Annotated in this window: 17 protein-coding genes; 10 read left to right on the top strand and 7 right to left on the bottom strand. The window is 64.5% G+C overall.

Annotated features, from left to right (window positions below; all coding sequences use genetic code 11):
* Nucleotides 1-154: 154 nt before the first annotated feature.
* Together GC1_RS08435 and tpiA are read left to right on the top strand one after the other, a co-directional pair.
* Nucleotides 155-514 carry a HesB/IscA family protein gene (locus GC1_RS08435; RefSeq protein WP_019295899.1) on the top strand — a complete coding sequence of 120 codons (360 nt, stop codon included), beginning with the start codon at nucleotides 155-157 and terminating at the stop codon, nucleotides 512-514.
* A 137-nt stretch (nucleotides 515-651) separates the two neighbouring features.
* Entirely contained in the window at nucleotides 652-1,401 is a 750-nt protein-coding gene (gene tpiA / locus GC1_RS08430) for a triose-phosphate isomerase (RefSeq protein WP_019295900.1), read from the top strand.
* A 167-nt stretch (nucleotides 1,402-1,568) separates the two neighbouring features.
* Here tpiA and GC1_RS08425 read toward each other — a convergent pair whose 3' ends face one another.
* From GC1_RS08425 to GC1_RS08405, 5 genes are all read right to left on the bottom strand, one after another.
* Complete coding sequence (locus GC1_RS08425; protein ID WP_019295901.1) at nucleotides 1,569-2,945, bottom strand: TRAP transporter large permease; 1,377 nt, start codon at nucleotides 2,943-2,945, stop codon at nucleotides 1,569-1,571.
* On the bottom strand, nucleotides 2,945-3,622 hold the full coding sequence (locus GC1_RS08420) for a TRAP transporter small permease (RefSeq protein ID WP_019295902.1): 678 nt from the start codon (nucleotides 3,620-3,622) through the stop codon (nucleotides 2,945-2,947). Before GC1_RS08420 ends, GC1_RS08425 begins: the two co-directional genes overlap by 1 nt.
* A gap of 101 nt (nucleotides 3,623-3,723) precedes the next feature.
* Nucleotides 3,724-4,725: a DctP family TRAP transporter solute-binding subunit gene (locus GC1_RS08415; RefSeq protein WP_019295903.1), complete on the bottom strand. Its 1,002-nt coding sequence runs from the start codon at nucleotides 4,723-4,725 to the stop codon at nucleotides 3,724-3,726.
* 723 nt (nucleotides 4,726-5,448) lie between these two features.
* A complete protein-coding gene (locus GC1_RS08410; RefSeq protein WP_019295904.1) occupies nucleotides 5,449-6,678 on the bottom strand; it encodes a sigma-54-dependent transcriptional regulator in 1,230 nt (409 codons plus the stop codon).
* Complete coding sequence (locus tag GC1_RS08405; RefSeq protein ID WP_019295905.1) at nucleotides 6,675-8,420, bottom strand: sensor histidine kinase; 1,746 nt, start codon at nucleotides 8,418-8,420, stop codon at nucleotides 6,675-6,677. Before GC1_RS08405 ends, GC1_RS08410 begins: the two co-directional genes overlap by 4 nt.
* A gap of 59 nt (nucleotides 8,421-8,479) precedes the next feature.
* Here GC1_RS08405 and GC1_RS08400 point away from each other — a divergent pair, with 59 nt between their 5' ends.
* A complete protein-coding gene (locus tag GC1_RS08400) occupies nucleotides 8,480-9,664 on the top strand; it encodes a cytochrome P450 (RefSeq protein ID WP_019295906.1) in 1,185 nt (394 codons plus the stop codon).
* A 182-nt stretch (nucleotides 9,665-9,846) separates the two neighbouring features.
* Here GC1_RS08400 and GC1_RS08395 read toward each other — a convergent pair whose 3' ends face one another.
* Complete coding sequence (locus GC1_RS08395) at nucleotides 9,847-10,755, bottom strand: LysR substrate-binding domain-containing protein (protein ID WP_019295907.1); 909 nt, start codon at nucleotides 10,753-10,755, stop codon at nucleotides 9,847-9,849.
* A gap of 240 nt (nucleotides 10,756-10,995) precedes the next feature.
* Here GC1_RS08395 and GC1_RS22440 point away from each other — a divergent pair, with 240 nt between their 5' ends.
* On the top strand, nucleotides 10,996-11,142 hold the full coding sequence (locus GC1_RS22440) for a hypothetical protein (RefSeq protein ID WP_156131907.1): 147 nt from the start codon (nucleotides 10,996-10,998) through the stop codon (nucleotides 11,140-11,142).
* Between the two features lie 33 nt (nucleotides 11,143-11,175).
* Here GC1_RS22440 and GC1_RS08385 read toward each other — a convergent pair whose 3' ends face one another.
* Complete coding sequence (locus GC1_RS08385) at nucleotides 11,176-11,643, bottom strand: Lrp/AsnC family transcriptional regulator (RefSeq protein ID WP_019295909.1); 468 nt, start codon at nucleotides 11,641-11,643, stop codon at nucleotides 11,176-11,178.
* Between the two features lie 209 nt (nucleotides 11,644-11,852).
* Here GC1_RS08385 and cobA point away from each other — a divergent pair, with 209 nt between their 5' ends.
* The 6 genes from cobA to GC1_RS08355 all read left to right on the top strand — a co-directional run bounded on the left by cobA (nucleotide 11,853) and on the right by GC1_RS08355 (nucleotide 16,748).
* Nucleotides 11,853-12,608, top strand: a complete 756-nt coding sequence (gene cobA, locus GC1_RS08380) for a uroporphyrinogen-III C-methyltransferase (protein WP_019295910.1) — start codon at nucleotides 11,853-11,855, stop codon at nucleotides 12,606-12,608.
* The gene (locus tag GC1_RS08375; protein ID WP_019295911.1) at nucleotides 12,608-12,916 is read left to right on the top strand and encodes a DUF2849 domain-containing protein; all 309 of its coding nucleotides are present in this window, start codon (nucleotides 12,608-12,610) and stop codon (nucleotides 12,914-12,916) included. Before cobA ends, GC1_RS08375 begins: the two co-directional genes overlap by 1 nt.
* Nucleotides 12,909-14,573 carry a nitrite/sulfite reductase gene (locus tag GC1_RS08370; protein ID WP_019295912.1) on the top strand — a complete coding sequence of 555 codons (1,665 nt, stop codon included), beginning with the start codon at nucleotides 12,909-12,911 and terminating at the stop codon, nucleotides 14,571-14,573. Before GC1_RS08375 ends, GC1_RS08370 begins: the two co-directional genes overlap by 8 nt.
* A 4-nt stretch (nucleotides 14,574-14,577) precedes the next feature.
* Nucleotides 14,578-15,339: a phosphoadenylyl-sulfate reductase gene (locus GC1_RS08365; RefSeq protein WP_019295913.1), complete on the top strand. Its 762-nt coding sequence runs from the start codon at nucleotides 14,578-14,580 to the stop codon at nucleotides 15,337-15,339.
* Between the two features lie 5 nt (nucleotides 15,340-15,344).
* Nucleotides 15,345-15,740 (top strand): DUF934 domain-containing protein, encoded by a 396-nt coding sequence (locus GC1_RS08360; RefSeq protein ID WP_019295914.1) that lies wholly within the window; start codon nucleotides 15,345-15,347, stop codon nucleotides 15,738-15,740.
* Between the two features lie 141 nt (nucleotides 15,741-15,881).
* Entirely contained in the window at nucleotides 15,882-16,748 is an 867-nt protein-coding gene (locus tag GC1_RS08355; RefSeq protein WP_029204787.1) for a ferredoxin--NADP reductase, read from the top strand.
* The last annotated feature ends 52 nt before the right edge of the window (nucleotides 16,749-16,800 follow it).

Here is a 16,800-nt window from a genome sequence, read left to right as displayed (position 1 = left end):
GACGGACACCCCCATCACCGGCCGCCTCCCTGCCCAGGAGGCGGCCACTTTTATTTCCGCATTTCGGGTGTATGTTATCACTTCCCCGCAGCATCCGGGGTTGAGCCGCCCCGGAACCCATCCTAGATAACAGGGGAAGCGCAAGGAGACATACATGTTCGGCATTCCCGGCAAACAGGCGGTGACCATGACGCCCAAGGCTGCGGCCCAGATCGCCAAGCTGATGGCAAAGGACGGCCATGCCGGCCTGCGCATCGGCGTCAAGAAGGGCGGCTGCGCGGGCATGGAATACACCATGGAATATGTCGACGCGCCCGACGCCAACGACGAGGTGGTCGAGCAGGACGGCGCCCGCATCCTGATCGCGCCGATGGCGCAGATGTTCCTGTTCGGCACCGAAATCGACTATGAGGTGACGCTCCTGGAAAGCGGCTTCAAGTTCAACAACCCCAATGTGTCCGAGGCCTGCGGCTGCGGCGAGTCGATCTCCTTCAAAGAAGTTCCCGGCACCTGATCCGGCACACATTGGCAGAAATGACCGGGCGGGGCTTTCCCCGCCCTTTGCTTTTCAGCCAGGCTCTCAAGCGAATTGCACCGCTCCGCCGCCGGTGCTACCAGTCACGCCCAAACAGGACATTCGGAGGCACCCCCATGCGGCGGAAACTGGCAGCAGGCAACTGGAAGATGAACGGCACCGGCGAAAACCTCGCTGAACTGGCGGCCCTGGCGGAAAGCCATGCCTCCCCCGCAGCCGATATCCTGATCTGCCCGCCTGCCACCCTCCTGTCGCGCGCCGCGGACACCGCCAACAGCAGCGCCGTCGCCATCGGCGGCCAGGACTGCCACGCAAACGCCTCCGGCGCCCACACCGGCGATCTGTCGGCTGCGATGCTGAAGGACGCAGGCGCCTCTGCCGTGATCCTCGGCCACTCCGAACGCCGCGCCGACCACGGCGAGAGCGACGCCCAGGTCTGCGCCAAGGCCGAGGCCGCCATCGCAGAAGGCCTCATCGCCATCATCTGCATCGGCGAAACCCTGGCAGAACGCGAAGCCGGCGACACTTTGAAAGTGGCCGGCACCCAGCTGGCAGGCTCCGTCCCGGCCAATGCCGCAGGCGAAAACACCGTGATCGCCTATGAGCCGGTCTGGGCCATCGGCACCGGCAAGGTGCCGACTCTGGAACAAATCGCCGAAGTGCATGATTTCCTGCGCGCCGAACTCACCGCCCGTTTCGGGGCTGAGACGGCAGACAGCATCCGCCTGCTCTACGGCGGCTCGGTGAAGCCGTCTAACGCTGCGGAAATCTTCGCCGTCTCCAACGTCGACGGCGCGCTGGTTGGCGGCGCCAGCCTCAAGGCCGCGGATTTCTCCCCGATCATCACCGCGCTTGAGGCCAGCTGAGGCTATTGGGTATTTAAGACCAGAAAGAAGCAGCAACTCCTGCGCGCTTCTTTCTGGTCCAAAATACTCCAGGGTGAATTGGCCCGAAGGGACAAGAGGGGCAGCGCCCCTGCCCGGAACCGAAAAACGCCCCGGAACTCCGGGGCGTTTTCTTATTGCGAACTTGCCTAGTTCGTTATGATCTCCGGCCCCATCACCGCGTTTGGCAGCACCGTCGACAGCCACGGCACATAGGTGATCAGGATCAGGAACACGAACAGCACCGCCAGGAACGGAAGCGCGGCCCGCACCACCCCCATCATCGGCATGCCCGCCACGCCCGAGGTCACGAACAGGTTCAGGCCGACCGGCGGGGTGATCATGCCGATCTCCATGTTCACCACCATGATGATGCCCAGGTGGATCGGGTCAATGCCCAGCTCAATGGCAATCGGGAACACCAGCGGCGCCACGATCACCAGCAGACCCGAAGGCTCCATGAACTGGCCGCCGATCAGCAGTATCACGTTCACGACGATCAGGAACATCACCGGGCCAAAGCCCGCGGACAGCATCGCATTGGCGATATGCTGCGGCACCTGCTCATCGGTCAGCACATGCTTCAGGATCAGCGCATTGGCGATCACGAACAGCAGCGTCACGGTCAGCTTGCCCGCTTCGAACAGCGTGTGCTTGGTGTCGCTGTGGAAGAACGCCGACACCAGCGCATAGGGCTTCTTCATGAGCGGCGTCTTGGCCTCGCCCTCGCCGTTCGACAGCGGCCCCATGTCCTTGTAGACGAACGAGGCGATCAGGAAGGCATAGACCGCCGCCACCGCTGCCGCCTCAGTCGGCGTGAAGATGCCGCCATAGATGCCGCCCAGGATGATCACGATCAGGAACAGGCCCCAGCCGGCCTCACGGCCCGAGGTGATGATCTCGCCCCAGCCCTTCCACTCGCCCTTCGGCAGGTTCTTGACCTTGGCCATCACATAGATGGTGACCATCAGGAACAGACCGGCCAGCAGGCCCGGAATGACACCGGCCAGGAACATCCGCCCCACGGAGACTTCCACGGCCGCCGCATAGACCACCATCACGATCGACGGCGGGATCAGGATGCCCAGGGTGCCTGCGTTACAGATCACACCGGCCGCAAACTCCTTGGTGTAGCCCACCTGCCGCATGCCAGCGATCACGATGGAGCCGATGGCCACCACGGTCGCCGGAGACGAGCCGGACAGCGCAGCAAACAGCATACAGGCAAACACGCCCGCAATTGCCAGACCGCCGGGCAGGTGGCCGACGCAGGCGATGGAGAAGCGGATGATCCGCCGTGCCACGCCGCCCGTCGTCATGAAAGACGACGCCAGAATGAAGAACGGGATCGCCAGCAGCGTAAAATGCCCTTCAAAAGCTTCAAACAGCGTACCTGCGACCGAGGCCAGCGAACTGTCGGAGTAGATCAGCAAGAAGATAGTCGAGCTGAGGCCCAGGGACACCGCAATCGGCACCCCGATCAGCAGCAGGCCGATCACCATCGCAAAGAGGATTACCACTTCCATCAGTCATGCTCCCCGCGCTGCGCCTGCACTTCTGCAATTTCATCTTCGACCTCATGGCTGGCGACCAGCCGGTCAGCCTCGCCGCGGGCAATCTGGAACGCCGCCTGGATGAAGCGGAACACCAGAAGCAGCATCGACACCGGCAGCACCACGTAAGGCACCACCTTCGGCAGTTTCTCGTAAGAATCGCCGTAGTTGATCAGGTCCTCCAAGAACTTGAACACCGCCACCATCGGCACGTCCTGCACCTCATAGAAGCTCTGGCTGCGCGCCTTCATGTCCAGCCCGGTCGGGAACCAGCGGCCCGAGGTGGGCGGCAGGTCGGCAAACACCGCCCAGTAGTCGTAAGCGCCCTTCAGCAGGAGCAGCGAAAACACGATGCAGCATCCGGCAGCAAACAGCCCGACAGCGCGCCGGGCGCCGGGTGACAGCATGTTGACGATGGCATCAACCCCCAGATGCGCGTGGGTCTTGACCGCGTAAGACGCGCCCAGCAGCACCAGCCAGGCAAACAGGAACACCGTCAGTTCCAGTGCCCATAAAATGTTAGAATTGAACACGAAGCGCGCGATCACATTGGCGAAGGTGATCGCCGTCATCAGCCCCAGGAGGAGCGCGATCAGGGTTTCTTCGAGTGAATTGATAAGCCCGCTCGGGCCGGTTCTGGACCCCGCCATGGCTGCCTCCCAAGTTTTGCGGAAAGTAGGGGTGCAGGCAGCGGATCCCCGCGCCGCCTGCGGTCACGGGGCGCCCGCGCAGGGCACCCCGGATATGGCCTTTAGAGGCCTGCGTTGATGGCTTGCGCCGCGTCGATCTTCTCCTGGCCGACGTCGCCTGCGAATTTCTCCCACACAGGCTTCATCGCCTCGACCCAGGCCGCGCGCTGCTCAGGGCTCAGCTCGCGCACCACGCCGCCGGCGTCGATGATCGCCTGGCGTGCTTCGCCGTTCACCTTGGTCGACTCGGCGTTCCGCACCGCGGTCACCTCGTTCAGGATGGTCAGGAACTGGTCGCGCACTGCCGGATCCAGGCTGTCCAGCCAGTCCACGGAGGTCACCACCAGGTAATCCAGCGCGCCATGGTTGGTCTCGGTGATGCCGTCCTGCACCTCAAAGAACTTCTTGCCGTAGATGTTGGACCAGGTGTTTTCCTGCCCGTCCACAACCCCCTGCTGCAGCGCGCCGTAAACTTCGGAGAACGCCATTTTCTGGGGCGAGCCGCCGATCGCTTCCATCTGCGCCACCAGCACGTCAGAGGACTGCACGCGGAACTTCAGCCCGTTGGCATCCGTGGGCTCGACCAGCGGCTTGTTGGCGGACATCTGCTTCATGCCATTGTGCCAGTAGCCCAGCCCCTGCAGGCCGCGGCGCTGCATCGAATTCAGCATCTCCTGCCCTGTCTCGGACGCCTGAAAGGCATCCACGGCTTCGATGTTTTTGAACATGAACGGCAGGTCGAACAGGCGGAACTGCTTGGTGAACTTCTCGAACTTCGAGAGGCTCGGCGCGGCCAGCTGCACATCGCCCTGCAGCATCGCTTCCAGCACCTTGTTGTCGTTATACAGCGTGGAGTTCGGATAGACCTCCATGCACATGGTGCCGTTCATCTCTTCGTTCACGCGCTTTTCCAGCAGCGCCGCAGCAATCCCCTTGGGGTGCTTGTCGGTGTTGGTGACGTGGCTGAACTTCACCACGATTTCGCCGTCATCACAGGCGGCGCTTGCGGCGCCTCCGGAAACAGCCAGAGCCAATGCGGTGGCGGCAGTTGTCAGGAATTTCATGGTTTTTCCTCCCAGAAAAATCGTCTGTAAATCCGATGGTGCACTCAGCGCAGGGCTGAGGCCTGGCAAAAGCATCCCAAGTTGCGGAAAACCGCTCAACAATTGATTCGAGAATCACCATTCCACAGAATTATCTGCGTCTTTGCATACACTTACGGGAGACATCAAAAGCGTATCAACAACGCCCGCAACAAGCTGTGCGAAATCCCGCACAGGGCTTTCAGGGCTTTGTGCGAAAAACCGCACAAATGTTAGCGCCAGACAAAACTGCAGGAATCACGAGCATGTTTGCAACTGATAGGTCTGCGCCTGCCTGGGCGGGCGCGAATGCGCCTGACCGTTTTGCCGGAGGCAAACCTGTGGTTTGACGGGCAGGCAGGCGCAGACCGGGCCGCAAGCGACCCGGTCTAAGAAGGGTGTTGCGCACCCACCGTACGCACCGCTTGCCGCTCTTTAACCCGGGCCTGCGATACTCATTCCCGTCGCGACAACGGTACGGACTGACACCCCGCACCACCAGGAGATCACAGGGCCCCCGGACCACTTCTTAATAGGTTTCAGGGGCGTCCCGCACCGAAGGCTTCAGCGGACATGGGGGCTTGCGACCCCCGTCCTCCCTCCGCCCACGGCCCCACCCGGGGCTTTCCGGCGGCGCCGCCTCCTTGATTACCCCGGCCTCAGCGCCGGTCAGTACGAACCGCAAGGCTCCCGGCCCCAGCGCCCTCAGCGGCGGTAATCCTCAGGCCGGATGCCATAGCGGGCCAGCTTATCGTAAAACGTCTTGCGCGGCAGCTTCAGGGCTTCCGCGGCCGCAGCCGCGCGCCCGTTGGCGCGGCCCAGCGCCGCAATCAGCAGTGAGCGCTCCACCTGCGCCATCTGCTCTGCCAGCCCCAGCCCGGCGGCAGCAGCCGCCTCCTCCGGCATTCCCAGCACAAACCGCATCGCCGCCGACATCAATGAGCGCGCATTGCCCGGCCAGTCCTGCGCCATCAATGCGGCCAGATGGTCCTGCGACACCTCCGGCGCCTCGATCCCCGCCTGCTCCGCCGCCTGTGCCACGTAATGGCGGAACAGCACCGGGATGTCGCCGGGCCGTTCCGCCAGCGAGGGGATCCGCACCCGCATCACATCCAGCCGGTAGAACAAATCGGCGCTGAACCCGCCCGCTTCCGCCTTGCCCGCCAGATCAGCGCTGGAGCCCGCGATGATCCGCACCCCGCCGCCCTGTTCCAGCTGCGCCAGCAGCGCATACTGCGCCGCCTCCGGCAGCGCCTGCACCTCGTCCAGGAACAATGAGCCGCCCGCCGCCTCCTGGCACAGCTCCGCCACAGTGTCCGCCGCCAGCCCTGCGGCCGGGCGTTTCACAAAGGGCCCCTGCGCGGCGGGCGACATCAGGTGGATAACCTCCGCCACCTTGGAAATGCCGCTGCCCGGCGCGCCGGTCACCAGCACCTCCGCGCCCGTCGGCGCCACCGCCCGCACCCGCTGGCGCATTTCCTTGGCCTGCGGCGAGGTCCCGAACAGCAGCCGCGCCGCCGGGTCGCCGGTCTCCAGCTGGTGCTTCAGCCGCCGGTTCTCCAGCACCAGCGCCCGGGTCTTCAGCGCGCGCTCCAGGACCGGCAGGAAGTCGGCGGGCGCACAGGGTTTCTCAAGGAAATCAAACGCCCCCTGCGACATCGCCTTCACCGCCATCGGAATGTCACCCTCGCCGGTCAGCAGCACCACCGGCAGTTCCTCGTCGGCACCGCGGGCATAGTCCAGCAGGTGAAACCCGTCCCGCCCCGGCATCCGGATGTCCGAGACGATGATGCCGTCAAACGCAGAGGTGATGTGATCCTTCGCCGCCACAAACGATCCGCAGGCGACCACATCCAGGTCGTTCAGCTCCAGCGTCTGCGCCAGCGCCTCCCGCACCGCCGCGTCATCATCTACCAGCAGCACCTTGCGGGTCATGCCGCGTCTCCCTTTTCAGCACCTTCGCGCCACGGCTCCAGCTCCACCGTGAACACCGCGCCGCCGCCGGTATTGGCACCACGGATATTGCCGCCAAAGCTCTGCACCAGCCCATAGGAGATCGACAGCCCCAGCCCCATCCCCTCGGAACTGCCCACTGCCTTGGTGGAATAGAAGGGATCAAACATCTTTTCCGGCTCCTTGATGCCGGGGCCGCTGTCCTGCACCCGCACCAGCAGCCGCGGGCCAGTGTCAACGCTGATCGAGATCACCTTCTCCACCTGTCCCTGCATCGCATCGGCGGCGTTGTTGATCAGATTCACAAACACCTGCGTCAGCCGCACCTCGCCGCCCCAGGCATGGACCGGCCCGCCGCAGGCAGCCGGGGTCCACCGCAGGTCGATGCGGTCGGCCTTCAGCCGCGGCATCGTCAGCTCCACTGCGGCGTCGATCACCTGCACCAGATCGACCTGCCCCATCGGCTCGCTTTCATTGCGGGCAAAGGCACGCAGGTTCTTGATGATCCGCGCCATCCGCGCCGCCATATCGGCAATCCGCCCCAGGTTCTCGCCGGTGCGTTCCGCCTTGCCGCGCTCCAGGAAGGCGGCACCGTTCTCGGCATATTGCTGGATCGCCATCAGGGGCTGGTTCAGCTCGTGGCTGATCCCTGCTGACATCTGGCCCAGTGCCGACAGCTTGCCTGCCTGCACCAGCTCCTCCTGCGCGCGCTTCAGGGCCGCCTCGGCCTCCTCGCGCTCGCGCACCTCGCGGCGCAGCTGGGTGTTGGCCGCCGACAGATCACGGGTGCGCTGCTCGACCCGGCTCTCCAGCACCGCGTTGGCCTCCGCCAGGGTGCGGCGGCGCTCCATCACGATGAACAGCATCGCACCCAGCGCCAGGCACACTGCCGCCAGCGCCGCCGCCTGCAGCAGCGCAATCTGCCGGGCCGGCGCCACGTCCACCAGGATCTCCCCGGTCATGCCGATGACCGGCAGGCCAACTGTCAGATGCAGCGCCTGGGCAGGCAGGTAAGGGCTGCCCTCCAGGCTCCAAATCTCATGCCCGGCAAAATAGTCGCGTCCCGTCACGCTCGGGTTCTGTCCGTCAGCGCCGCGCTGCCAGAACAGCAGCTCCGTGCGGTTGGCAATGAACACCTCTCCGCGCTCATCGGTAAAGAACACCGCGGGCAAGGAGCCGCGCCAGGTCTGCTCCACGTCCCCCACATCTGCGACCACAACCAGCGCGCCCCGCACCCGGCCCTCACCGGAAAAGGCTGGGGCTGCATAGAAATAGGCGCGCTTTCCCTCCCCAGGCAGCACGCCATGGCCGGTGCCCAGCGCGCCCTGCGTGGCCCGGATGAAATAATCCTCCCCTGCCACGCTGGCACCTGTCACCCCCTCGGCAGCCGCCAGCACCCGCCCGTCCGCGGCAGCAAAGAACACATCCAGCGCCGCGGTCTTGTCGGCGACCGCGCGCAGCAGCTCCGCCGCCTCGTCTTGCGCTGCCGGCGTCGAGAGGTCTGCCAGCGCCGGATGCTCCGCCGTCAGCACCGCCAGTTCCTGATAGACCTGAAGCTGGGTGCTGACGCGGTCAGACGCCAGCGCCAGATCCGCCGCGCTGCGCTCTGCCAGGCCGTTCAGAGCCTGGCGGTATCCATAAGACCAGACCGCAAGCGCCAGTGCCGCCACGGCCACAAGGAACCCGACGGGCAGGCTCCAGCGAAGATAGTGCTGTGTTTTCATTGCGGCACGTTATCAAAGCGCCCCTTGCATTGACCAGACGCAACAGCAACAACCGGTATATGAAGACTTTAATCCAATCCCCCACCGATCCCGCCTTCGTGCAGGACCCCTATTCTTTCTATGCCGAAGCCCGGAAACATGGGCAGCTGCACCACTGGCAGGACTACGGCATGGTTGCTGCCTTCGGCCATTCCGCGGTGCATATGCTGCTGCGCGACCGCCGCTTCGGCCGCGAGGTTCCGGAAGAGCTGCGCAAGCCCGGCCCGGCCCATCTGGCCCCCTTCCTGGCGGTGGAAGCGCATTCGATGCTGGATGCCGAACCGCCCCGCCACACCCGCCTGCGCCGCCTGGTGCTGCACGCATTCACCTCGCGCGGGATCGCGGCGCTGGAGCCGGGCATCAGGGAACTGTGCCACCAGCTGGCAGGCAGCTTCCCGGACCAGCCCTTCGACCTGCTGGACGCCTATTGCACCCAGGTGCCGGTGATCACCATCTGCCGCCTGCTGGGCGTGCCGGAGGAAATGGCGCCGCAGCTTCTGGACTGGTCGCACAAGATGGTGGCGATGTATCAGGCGTCGCGCACCGAAGAGACCGAACACGCCGCGGCCAAGGCCTCGCAAGAGTTCACGGACTTCCTGCGAGGCTACATCGCGGAGCGCCGCAATGCTCCCCGCGACGACCTGATCACCCGGCTGATCGCGGCGGAGGAGGAAGGCGACAAGCTGTCAACAGACGAGCTGATCGGCACTTGCATCCTGCTGCTGAATGCGGGCCATGAGGCCACCGTGCATTCGCTGGGCAATGGTGTGAAGACGATGCTGCAGCAGGGCTGGCAGCCGGAGTGGCTGGCGCCGGAGGGGATCGAGGGGCTGGTGGAGGAAATCCTGCGCTTCGACCCGCCTTTGCACATGTTCACCCGCTACGCCTATGAGGAGGCAGAGGTTTTCGGCCACACCTTCCAGCGCGGCGACCAAGTGGCCCTGCTGCTGGGCGCCGCCAACCGCGACGCATCGGCGCTGGACGATCCACACCGCTTCGACCCATCCCGCCCGCCGAAAGTGAACAAGAGCTTCGGCGGGGGCCTGCATTTCTGCGTCGGCGCGCCGCTGGCCCGGCTGGAGATGCAGATTGCCCTGCCCATCTTGTTCGAACACTGCCCGGACCTGAAACTGGCGGCAGAGCCGGAGTACTCGAACACCTATCACTTCCACGGCCTCACGCGGCTGATGGTCACCCGCAGCTGAGGACCGGGGCGCTCCCGCCCGCGCCGCAGGGATCACAGATCCCCTTGCACTGTTGGGCCAGGCGCCGCTGACGCCGCGCGGCGCCCCTCTTTCACCTTTGGCAAAATACTCCGGGGGTGAGGCACCCCGGCGCCGAGGGGGCAGCGCCCCCTCCCGCCCTCCTTCCGCGCCCGGCCCGGATGTCACTGCGGCAAGGCCGGCAGGGCCGCCATACCGGGACTGTTCAGCAGCCACTCCCGGAACGCGGCCACCTTGGGGTCATGCCATTTCTGCCGTTCGCCGATCAGCGCATAAGACCCTTGCGGGGTGGTGCAGGCCATGTCCGGGAAGGGCAGCACCAGATCCCCCCTTTCCAATTCATCGCGGCACAGCACCAGGTCCGCCATCACCACGCCGGTCCCGATCACCGCCGCGCGGGTGGCCATGTCGAGGTTCGGGAAAACTTCACCGCTGTCCGGGTCCACCGCCTCCACCCCGAAATGCTGCAGCCAAGTGTGCCAGTCCTGGCGGCGCGGGGTTTCGTGCAGCAGCCTGAGACCCGCCAGCGCCGCCGGCCCCTCCGCCAATTCCGGCAGCAAAGACGGGGCGCAAGCGGGTGAGAGGATCATGCCGAACAGCGGCATAACCTCGATATCCGCAGGCCGTCCCGGGATGTTTTCCAACGAAATGCCAAGATCGTATTCCGACCGTTCAAACCCCTTGCTGCCATAGAAGTCGGTGGCCAGCCGCAGGGTGATCTCCGGATGCGCGATGCGGAACTGCTCCAGCTGCGGCAGCAGCCAGCGCAGCGACAGCGTCGGCGGGCAGATCACCCGCAACTCGGAGGCATCCGCCGCAATCCGCTCCACCTCGTGCAGCATCATCGCAAAGGCCTCTGTCAGCACCGGATAAAGCCGCCGCCCTGCCTCCGTCAGTGCCACCCCGCGGGCATTGCGGTGAAACAACTGCACGCCGATGTGGTCCTCCAGGATCTTCACCTGCCGGCTGATGGCACCGCGGGTCACGAACAGCTCCTCCGCCGCAGCAATGAAGCCTTCGTGGCGGGCAGCGGCCTCGAAGGCGCGCAAGGAATTGAGGGGCGGCAGGCGCATCAGATCACCATGGGTCAGTTTTCCTGATCCATGGTGGAGATTAACTGGTTTGCGCGCAAGCCCCCTCCGCCCCTATCTCTCAGAGGCCTGAATGGAGGAACAGCCATGACTTCAAATTGTGAAACAGCAGACATCCGGCAGCCCGGGCCTTTGGCCCGCAACGTGTTTGATTGGATTGCAGCCCTGATTGGGCTGAGAAAAGCTGAGCCTTTTACAATCGCGTCCCGGAAAACGGTCCACGTGCCGCGCCGCGACATGGAGCGGCTGTCCGAGATCTCTCCGCACCTGCTGGCCGATATTGGCGTAGTGCCGCAAGCATCCGCCGAAGACACATCACCCTGGCGGCTGCAAGATGGGCGCCACCTGCTGCTGCGCCCGCCTCTGTGACGATCAGCTGCGGCCAGCCGGCCGCCCTACCCTCTAGCTGCCCAGCGGCAGCATGGTGGTCGACTTAATCTCTTCCATCGACAAAAGCGCGGTCACATTGTGCACTTTCACCTCTGAGATCAGCGCCTGATAGAACACATCATAGGCACGGGCGTTCTGCACCCGCACTTTCAGGATATAGTCGATGTCGCCTGCCAGCCGGTGCGCCTCCTGCACCTCGGGGCGTTCCTGCAACGCCTTCAGGAACTTGGCCTGCCATTCCGCCTCATGCTCCGAGGTGCGGATGAGGACAAAGAAACAGGCCTCAAACCCCAGGGAATCCGCATCCAGCAGCACTGTCTGCTGGCCGATCACCCCGGCCTCCTTCAGCTTGCGGATGCGATTCCACACCGGGGTCTTGGAAGACCCCACCCGGCGGGCTATTTCATCCAGCGACTGGCTGGCGTCGCGCTGCAGTTCAGCCAGAATTTTCCGGTCCGTGCCGTCGATCCGCACCGTCATTCCTGTTTTCTCCTTTTGTGAGGACCAATCGGCCCGATGTCCCGCCGCGGCAAAACCATTGTTCTTATTTATCCGCCCATATAGCGCAATACCGGGAATATTTCCTATATCTAACCCCAAGTCAAACACACTCAGAGGGTACAGGAATGTCCGCACCATCGACACATGCTGCCAATGCCGCCACTCACGTCCGTGGCAGCATGGACTGTATGGTTGCGGGCCAGGTGTGCTTTGCGGGCTCCGGCCCCGGCGATGCAGAGCTTCTGACCCTGAAAGCCCTGCGCGCGCTGCAAGCCGCCGACGTGATCCTGCATGACCGTCTGGTGAGCGCAGAGATCCTTGAACTGGCCGGCCCGCAGGCGGTGCTGGAAGACGCAGGCAAGGAAGGCTTTGGCGCTCAGGTTTCTCAGGCGGACATCAACGCCCGGCTGGTGGAGCTGGCCAAGCAGGGCAAGAAGGTTCTGCGGCTGAAGGGCGGCGATCCTGCGATCTTTGCCCGCCTGGATGAGGAGCTGACCGCCTGCGAGGAAGCGGGCATCGCCTACAGCATCATCCCCGGCATCACCGCCGCCTCCGCTGCCGTGGCCGCCATCGGCCAGAGCCTGACGCAGCGCGGCCGCAATACCTCGGTCCGGTTCCTGACCGGCCATGCAATGACCGGCTTTGCCGATCACGACTGGGCCGCACTGGCGCGCCCGGGCGAGGTTGCCGCCGTGTACATGGGCAAGAAATCCGCCCGCTTCGTGCAGGGCCGCCTGATCATGCATGGCGCCGACCGCGCAACGCCGGTGACCATCATCGAAAACGCCTCGCGCCCCGAACAGCGGGTGCTGGAAACAACGCTGGACCGCCTGCCCGCCGACCTGGATGCGGCTGGTTTCGACGGCCCTGCCCTCACATTCCTGGGACTTGCCCCGCGCCAGGCGGCGGCAGCCCTGAACGATCTCAAAACGGAGCTTGCATAATGGCCCGCGCCTTTACACCCAAAGTCATCACCGCCAACGACCTGCTCGAGGGCGACGTGATCTACTTCACCGCCCAGGACACCTGGACCCGCGACCTGTCCGAAGCTGAGCTGATCACTGACGAGGCAGACGCCCAGCTGCGCCTGATCGAGGCGGAGAAGCAGAACATCAAGATCGTCGGCGCCTATCTGGCCGATGCCAAGGCAGGCCCGAACGGCCCCGAACCGACCCACTTCCGCGAGGAATTCCGCCGCACCGGACCCTCGAACTACTTCCACGGCAAACAGGAGGCTGAAGCCAATGTATAAGTACAATGAATTCGACGAAGCCTTCCTGGCCGAACGCAACGCACAGTTCCGCGCCCAGGTCGAGCGCCGCATCGACGGCTCCCTCACCGAGGAAGAATTCCGCCCGCTGCGCCTGATGAACGGCGTCTATCTGCAGCTGCACGCCTATATGCTGCGGGTTGCGATCCCCTATGGCACCCTGAACCCGAACCAGATGCGCGCCCTGGCGCTGCTGGCGGAGAAGTGGGACAAGGGCTATGGCCATTTCACCACCCGCCAGAACATCCAGTACAACTGGCCGAAACTGCGCGACCTGCCGGACATGCTGGACGCGCTGGGTGAGGTCGGCCTGCACGCGATCCAAACCTCGGGCAACACCATCCGCAACACCACCGCCGACCATTTCGCCGGTGCCGCCGCGGATGAGCTGACCGATCCCCGCCCCTATGCCGAGCTGATCCGCCAGTGGTCCACCGACCACCCGGAATTCCAGTTCCTGGGCCGCAAATTCAAGATCGCCATCACCGGCAGCGACACCGACCGCGCCGTGATCCGCGCCCATGACGTGGGCCTGCAGGTGGTCGAGAAGGACGGCAAGCTGGGCTTCAAGGTTATCGTTGGCGGCGGCCTGGGCCGCACCCCGATGATCGGCCAGGTGCTGCGCGAGTTCCTGCCGCAGGCGGATCTGCTGCCCTATCTGGAGGCGGTTCTGACCGTCTACAACGTGCTGGGCCGCCGCGACAACAAGTACAAGGCGCGCATCAAGATCACCGTCTCCGAGAACGGCATCGACACCTACCGCGCGATGACCGAGGAAGCCTTCCTGACCATCCGCGGCCAGTACGACGGCACCGACCAGCAGCTGCTGGAAGAGATCAAAGCGCATTTCCAGGCGCCGGAATTCCGCTCCGCCCCGACCGATGCGTTCGACACCGCCTATGCCAACGACCCGGTGTTCCGCGCCTGGGCCGACACCAACCTGCACGCGCACCGCGCCGAGGGCCACGCCATCGCCACCATCTCGATCAAGGCGCATGGGGCAACCCCGGGCGACGCATCGGCTGAGCAGATCCGCGTGATGGCGGACCTGGCAGAGCAGTACGGCTATGGCGAGCTGCGCATCAGCCACCAGCAGAACGTGATCCTGCCGCATGTCCACAAGTCGGACCTGCCGGCAATCCACGCCAAGCTGAAAGAACACGGGCTGGCCACCGCCAACCTCGGCCTGATCTCGGACATCATCGCCTGCCCGGGCATGGACTACTGCAACCTGGCCACCGCCCGCTCGATCCCAGTCGCGCAGGAGATTGCCACCCGCTTTGACGAGCTGAAGCTGGAGCATGACATCGGCCACCTGCAGATCAAGATCTCGGGCTGCATCAACGCCTGCGGCCACCACCATGTGGGCCACATCGGCATCCTGGGCCTGGACCGCGCAGGGGTGGAGAACTACCAGATCACCCTGGGCGGCGACGCGTCGGAGAATGCCGCCATCGGCACCCGTACCGGTCCCGGTTTCGCCTATGACGAAATCGTGCCTGCGGTGGAACGGATCGTGGAGACCTACCTGTCGGTGCGCGAAAACGCCGAGGAGACCTTCATCGAAACCTACCGCCGGGTTGGCATGGATCCCTTCAAGGCCGCGCTTTACCCCGAGGCTCAGAAAAAGGTCGCCTGATCTGATGTTCCATACAGCCGGAAACAAGCCCGCCGGAGAGGAAGACCTCATCCGGGACCGGGAGCTGGCCGCCAAGGCGGAGGCGCTCAATGCGCGCTTCCGCCACCATTCGGCCACCTCGGTGATGGAGGGCGCATTGCGGGATGCAGGGAATATCGCCCTGGTCTCCTCTTTCGGCGCGGAATCCGTGGTGCTGCTTCACATGGCCGCGATCATCGACCCGATGACGCCGGTTGTGTTCGTGGACACCGAACTGCTGTTCACCGAAACGCTGATCTATCAGCAGGAGGTGAGCGAGCGGCTGGGCCTGCGCAATGTGCGCATCATCCGCGCCGATGACATCGCCGAGAAGGACCCCTACGGGGCCCTCAAGTTCAGCGACAAGGACGCTTGCTGCACGCTGCGCAAAACCGTGCCGCTGCAAAAGGCGCTGGCGGACTACGACGGCTGGATCACCGGCCGCAAGCGGTTCCAGTCCGGCACCCGTGCGGCGCTGGAGTTCTTCGAGGTCGAAGAAGGCACCGGGCGGCTCAAGATCAACCCGCTGGCCCATTGGGCGCCCGAGGACGTGCGCGCCTATATGGATGAGAACCGCCTGCCCCGCCATCCGCTGGTGGCCAAAGGCTATCCCTCGATCGGCTGCGCGCCCTGCACCAGCCCGGTCAAGGAAGGCGAAGACCCGCGCGCCGGACGGTGGCGCGGCGAGAACAAAGAAGAATGCGGCATCCACGTGGTGGACGGCCAAATGGTACGCACAGGAGCGTGAGTGAGATGACTGTTATCGTGACCGACACCGGCTTTGCCGCCGATGACTGGACCGGCGGCTTTGAGGGCAGCAACGTGCTGGAGCTGGCCTCGGACGCCAATCTGGCCGAGGTGCCGCTGGACGGCGTGGAGCTGGTGCGGGTGCAATTCCCCAGCTTTGCCGACGGCCGCGGCTTCACCCTGGCCCGCCAGCTGCGGCTGAAGGGCTTTGAGGGCCGCCTGCGCGCCTTCGGCCATGTGATCGCCGACCAGTACGCCATGGCCCGCCGCTCCGGCTTTGACGAGGTTGAGCTGACCGACGAGCTGGCCGCCCGCCAGCCCGAGGACCAGTGGCTCGCCCGCGCCAACTGGAAAGACCACAGCTATCAGGCCCGCCTGCGCGGCAGCACCGCTGCCCGCTAAGCCAGCCCCTTAACCCGGGACACTCCCTGAAACCGGCTCCGTTGCGTCAGACGCGGGGCCGGTTTCGCAAAACAGGGGGTTTTCCTGACATGTATCAAAGACTAATCAGAGGTGCCGGCTACTCCTCCGGCAGTGGACCCGATGAATGAGATGACACCCGTGACCGACACTGCAACCGACCCGAAACCGGCCAAAGCCGTGCCGGCCCTGCCCGACGCCCAGACCGTGACCCAGGTGAAACACTGGACCGACCGGCTGTTCTCCTTCCGCTGCACCCGGCCTGCCTCCCTGCGCTTCCGCTCCGGCGAGTTCGTGATGATCGGCCTGATGAACGATCCCGATCCCAAGACTGGCAAGGTGAAGCCCCTGCTGCGCGCCTATTCCATCGCCTCCCCCTCCTGGGACGAGGAAATGGAATTCTACTCGATCAAGGTGCAGGACGGCCCGCTGACCTCCAAGCTGCAGCACATCAAGGAAGGCGACGAGATCATCCTGCGCCCCAAGCCGGTCGGCACCCTGGTGCATGACGCGCTGGTTCCGGGCAAGCGGATCTGGTTCTTTGCCACCGGCACCGGATTTGCCCCCTTCGCCTCGCTGCTGCGCGAGCCGGAAACCTATGAGAAATTCGACGAGGTGATCATCACCCACACCTGCCGTGAAGCAGGCGAGCTGACCTATGGTGCTGAGCTGATCGAGAGCCTGAAGGACGACGAGCTGCTGAACGAGGTGATCGGCGAAGGCTTCTGGAAGAAGATCAAGTACTACCCGACCACCACCCGCGAAGAGAGCCCCAAGATGGGCCGCATCACCGACCTGATGCGTTCCGGCGAGGCGTTTGCCGATCTCGGCGTGCCGCCGCTGAACCCGGAAAGCGACCGGGCGATGATCTGCGGCAACCTGGCCTTCAACCTGGAGCTCAAGGACCTGTTCGAGAACACCTATGGGCTGGAAGAAGGCGCCAACTCCAAGCCTGCGCATTTCGTGGTGGAAAAGGCGTTCCTGGACTGATCCGGCGCTGGCCCGCCCCGGCGGGCTGCCCGAATTTTGACACTGTTTTGAC

It is taken from the genome of Leisingera sp. ANG1 (assembly GCF_000203975.2).
Taxonomy (GTDB): domain Bacteria; phylum Pseudomonadota; class Alphaproteobacteria; order Rhodobacterales; family Rhodobacteraceae; genus Leisingera.
This window is presented reverse-complemented; position numbering and strand designations above follow the sequence as displayed.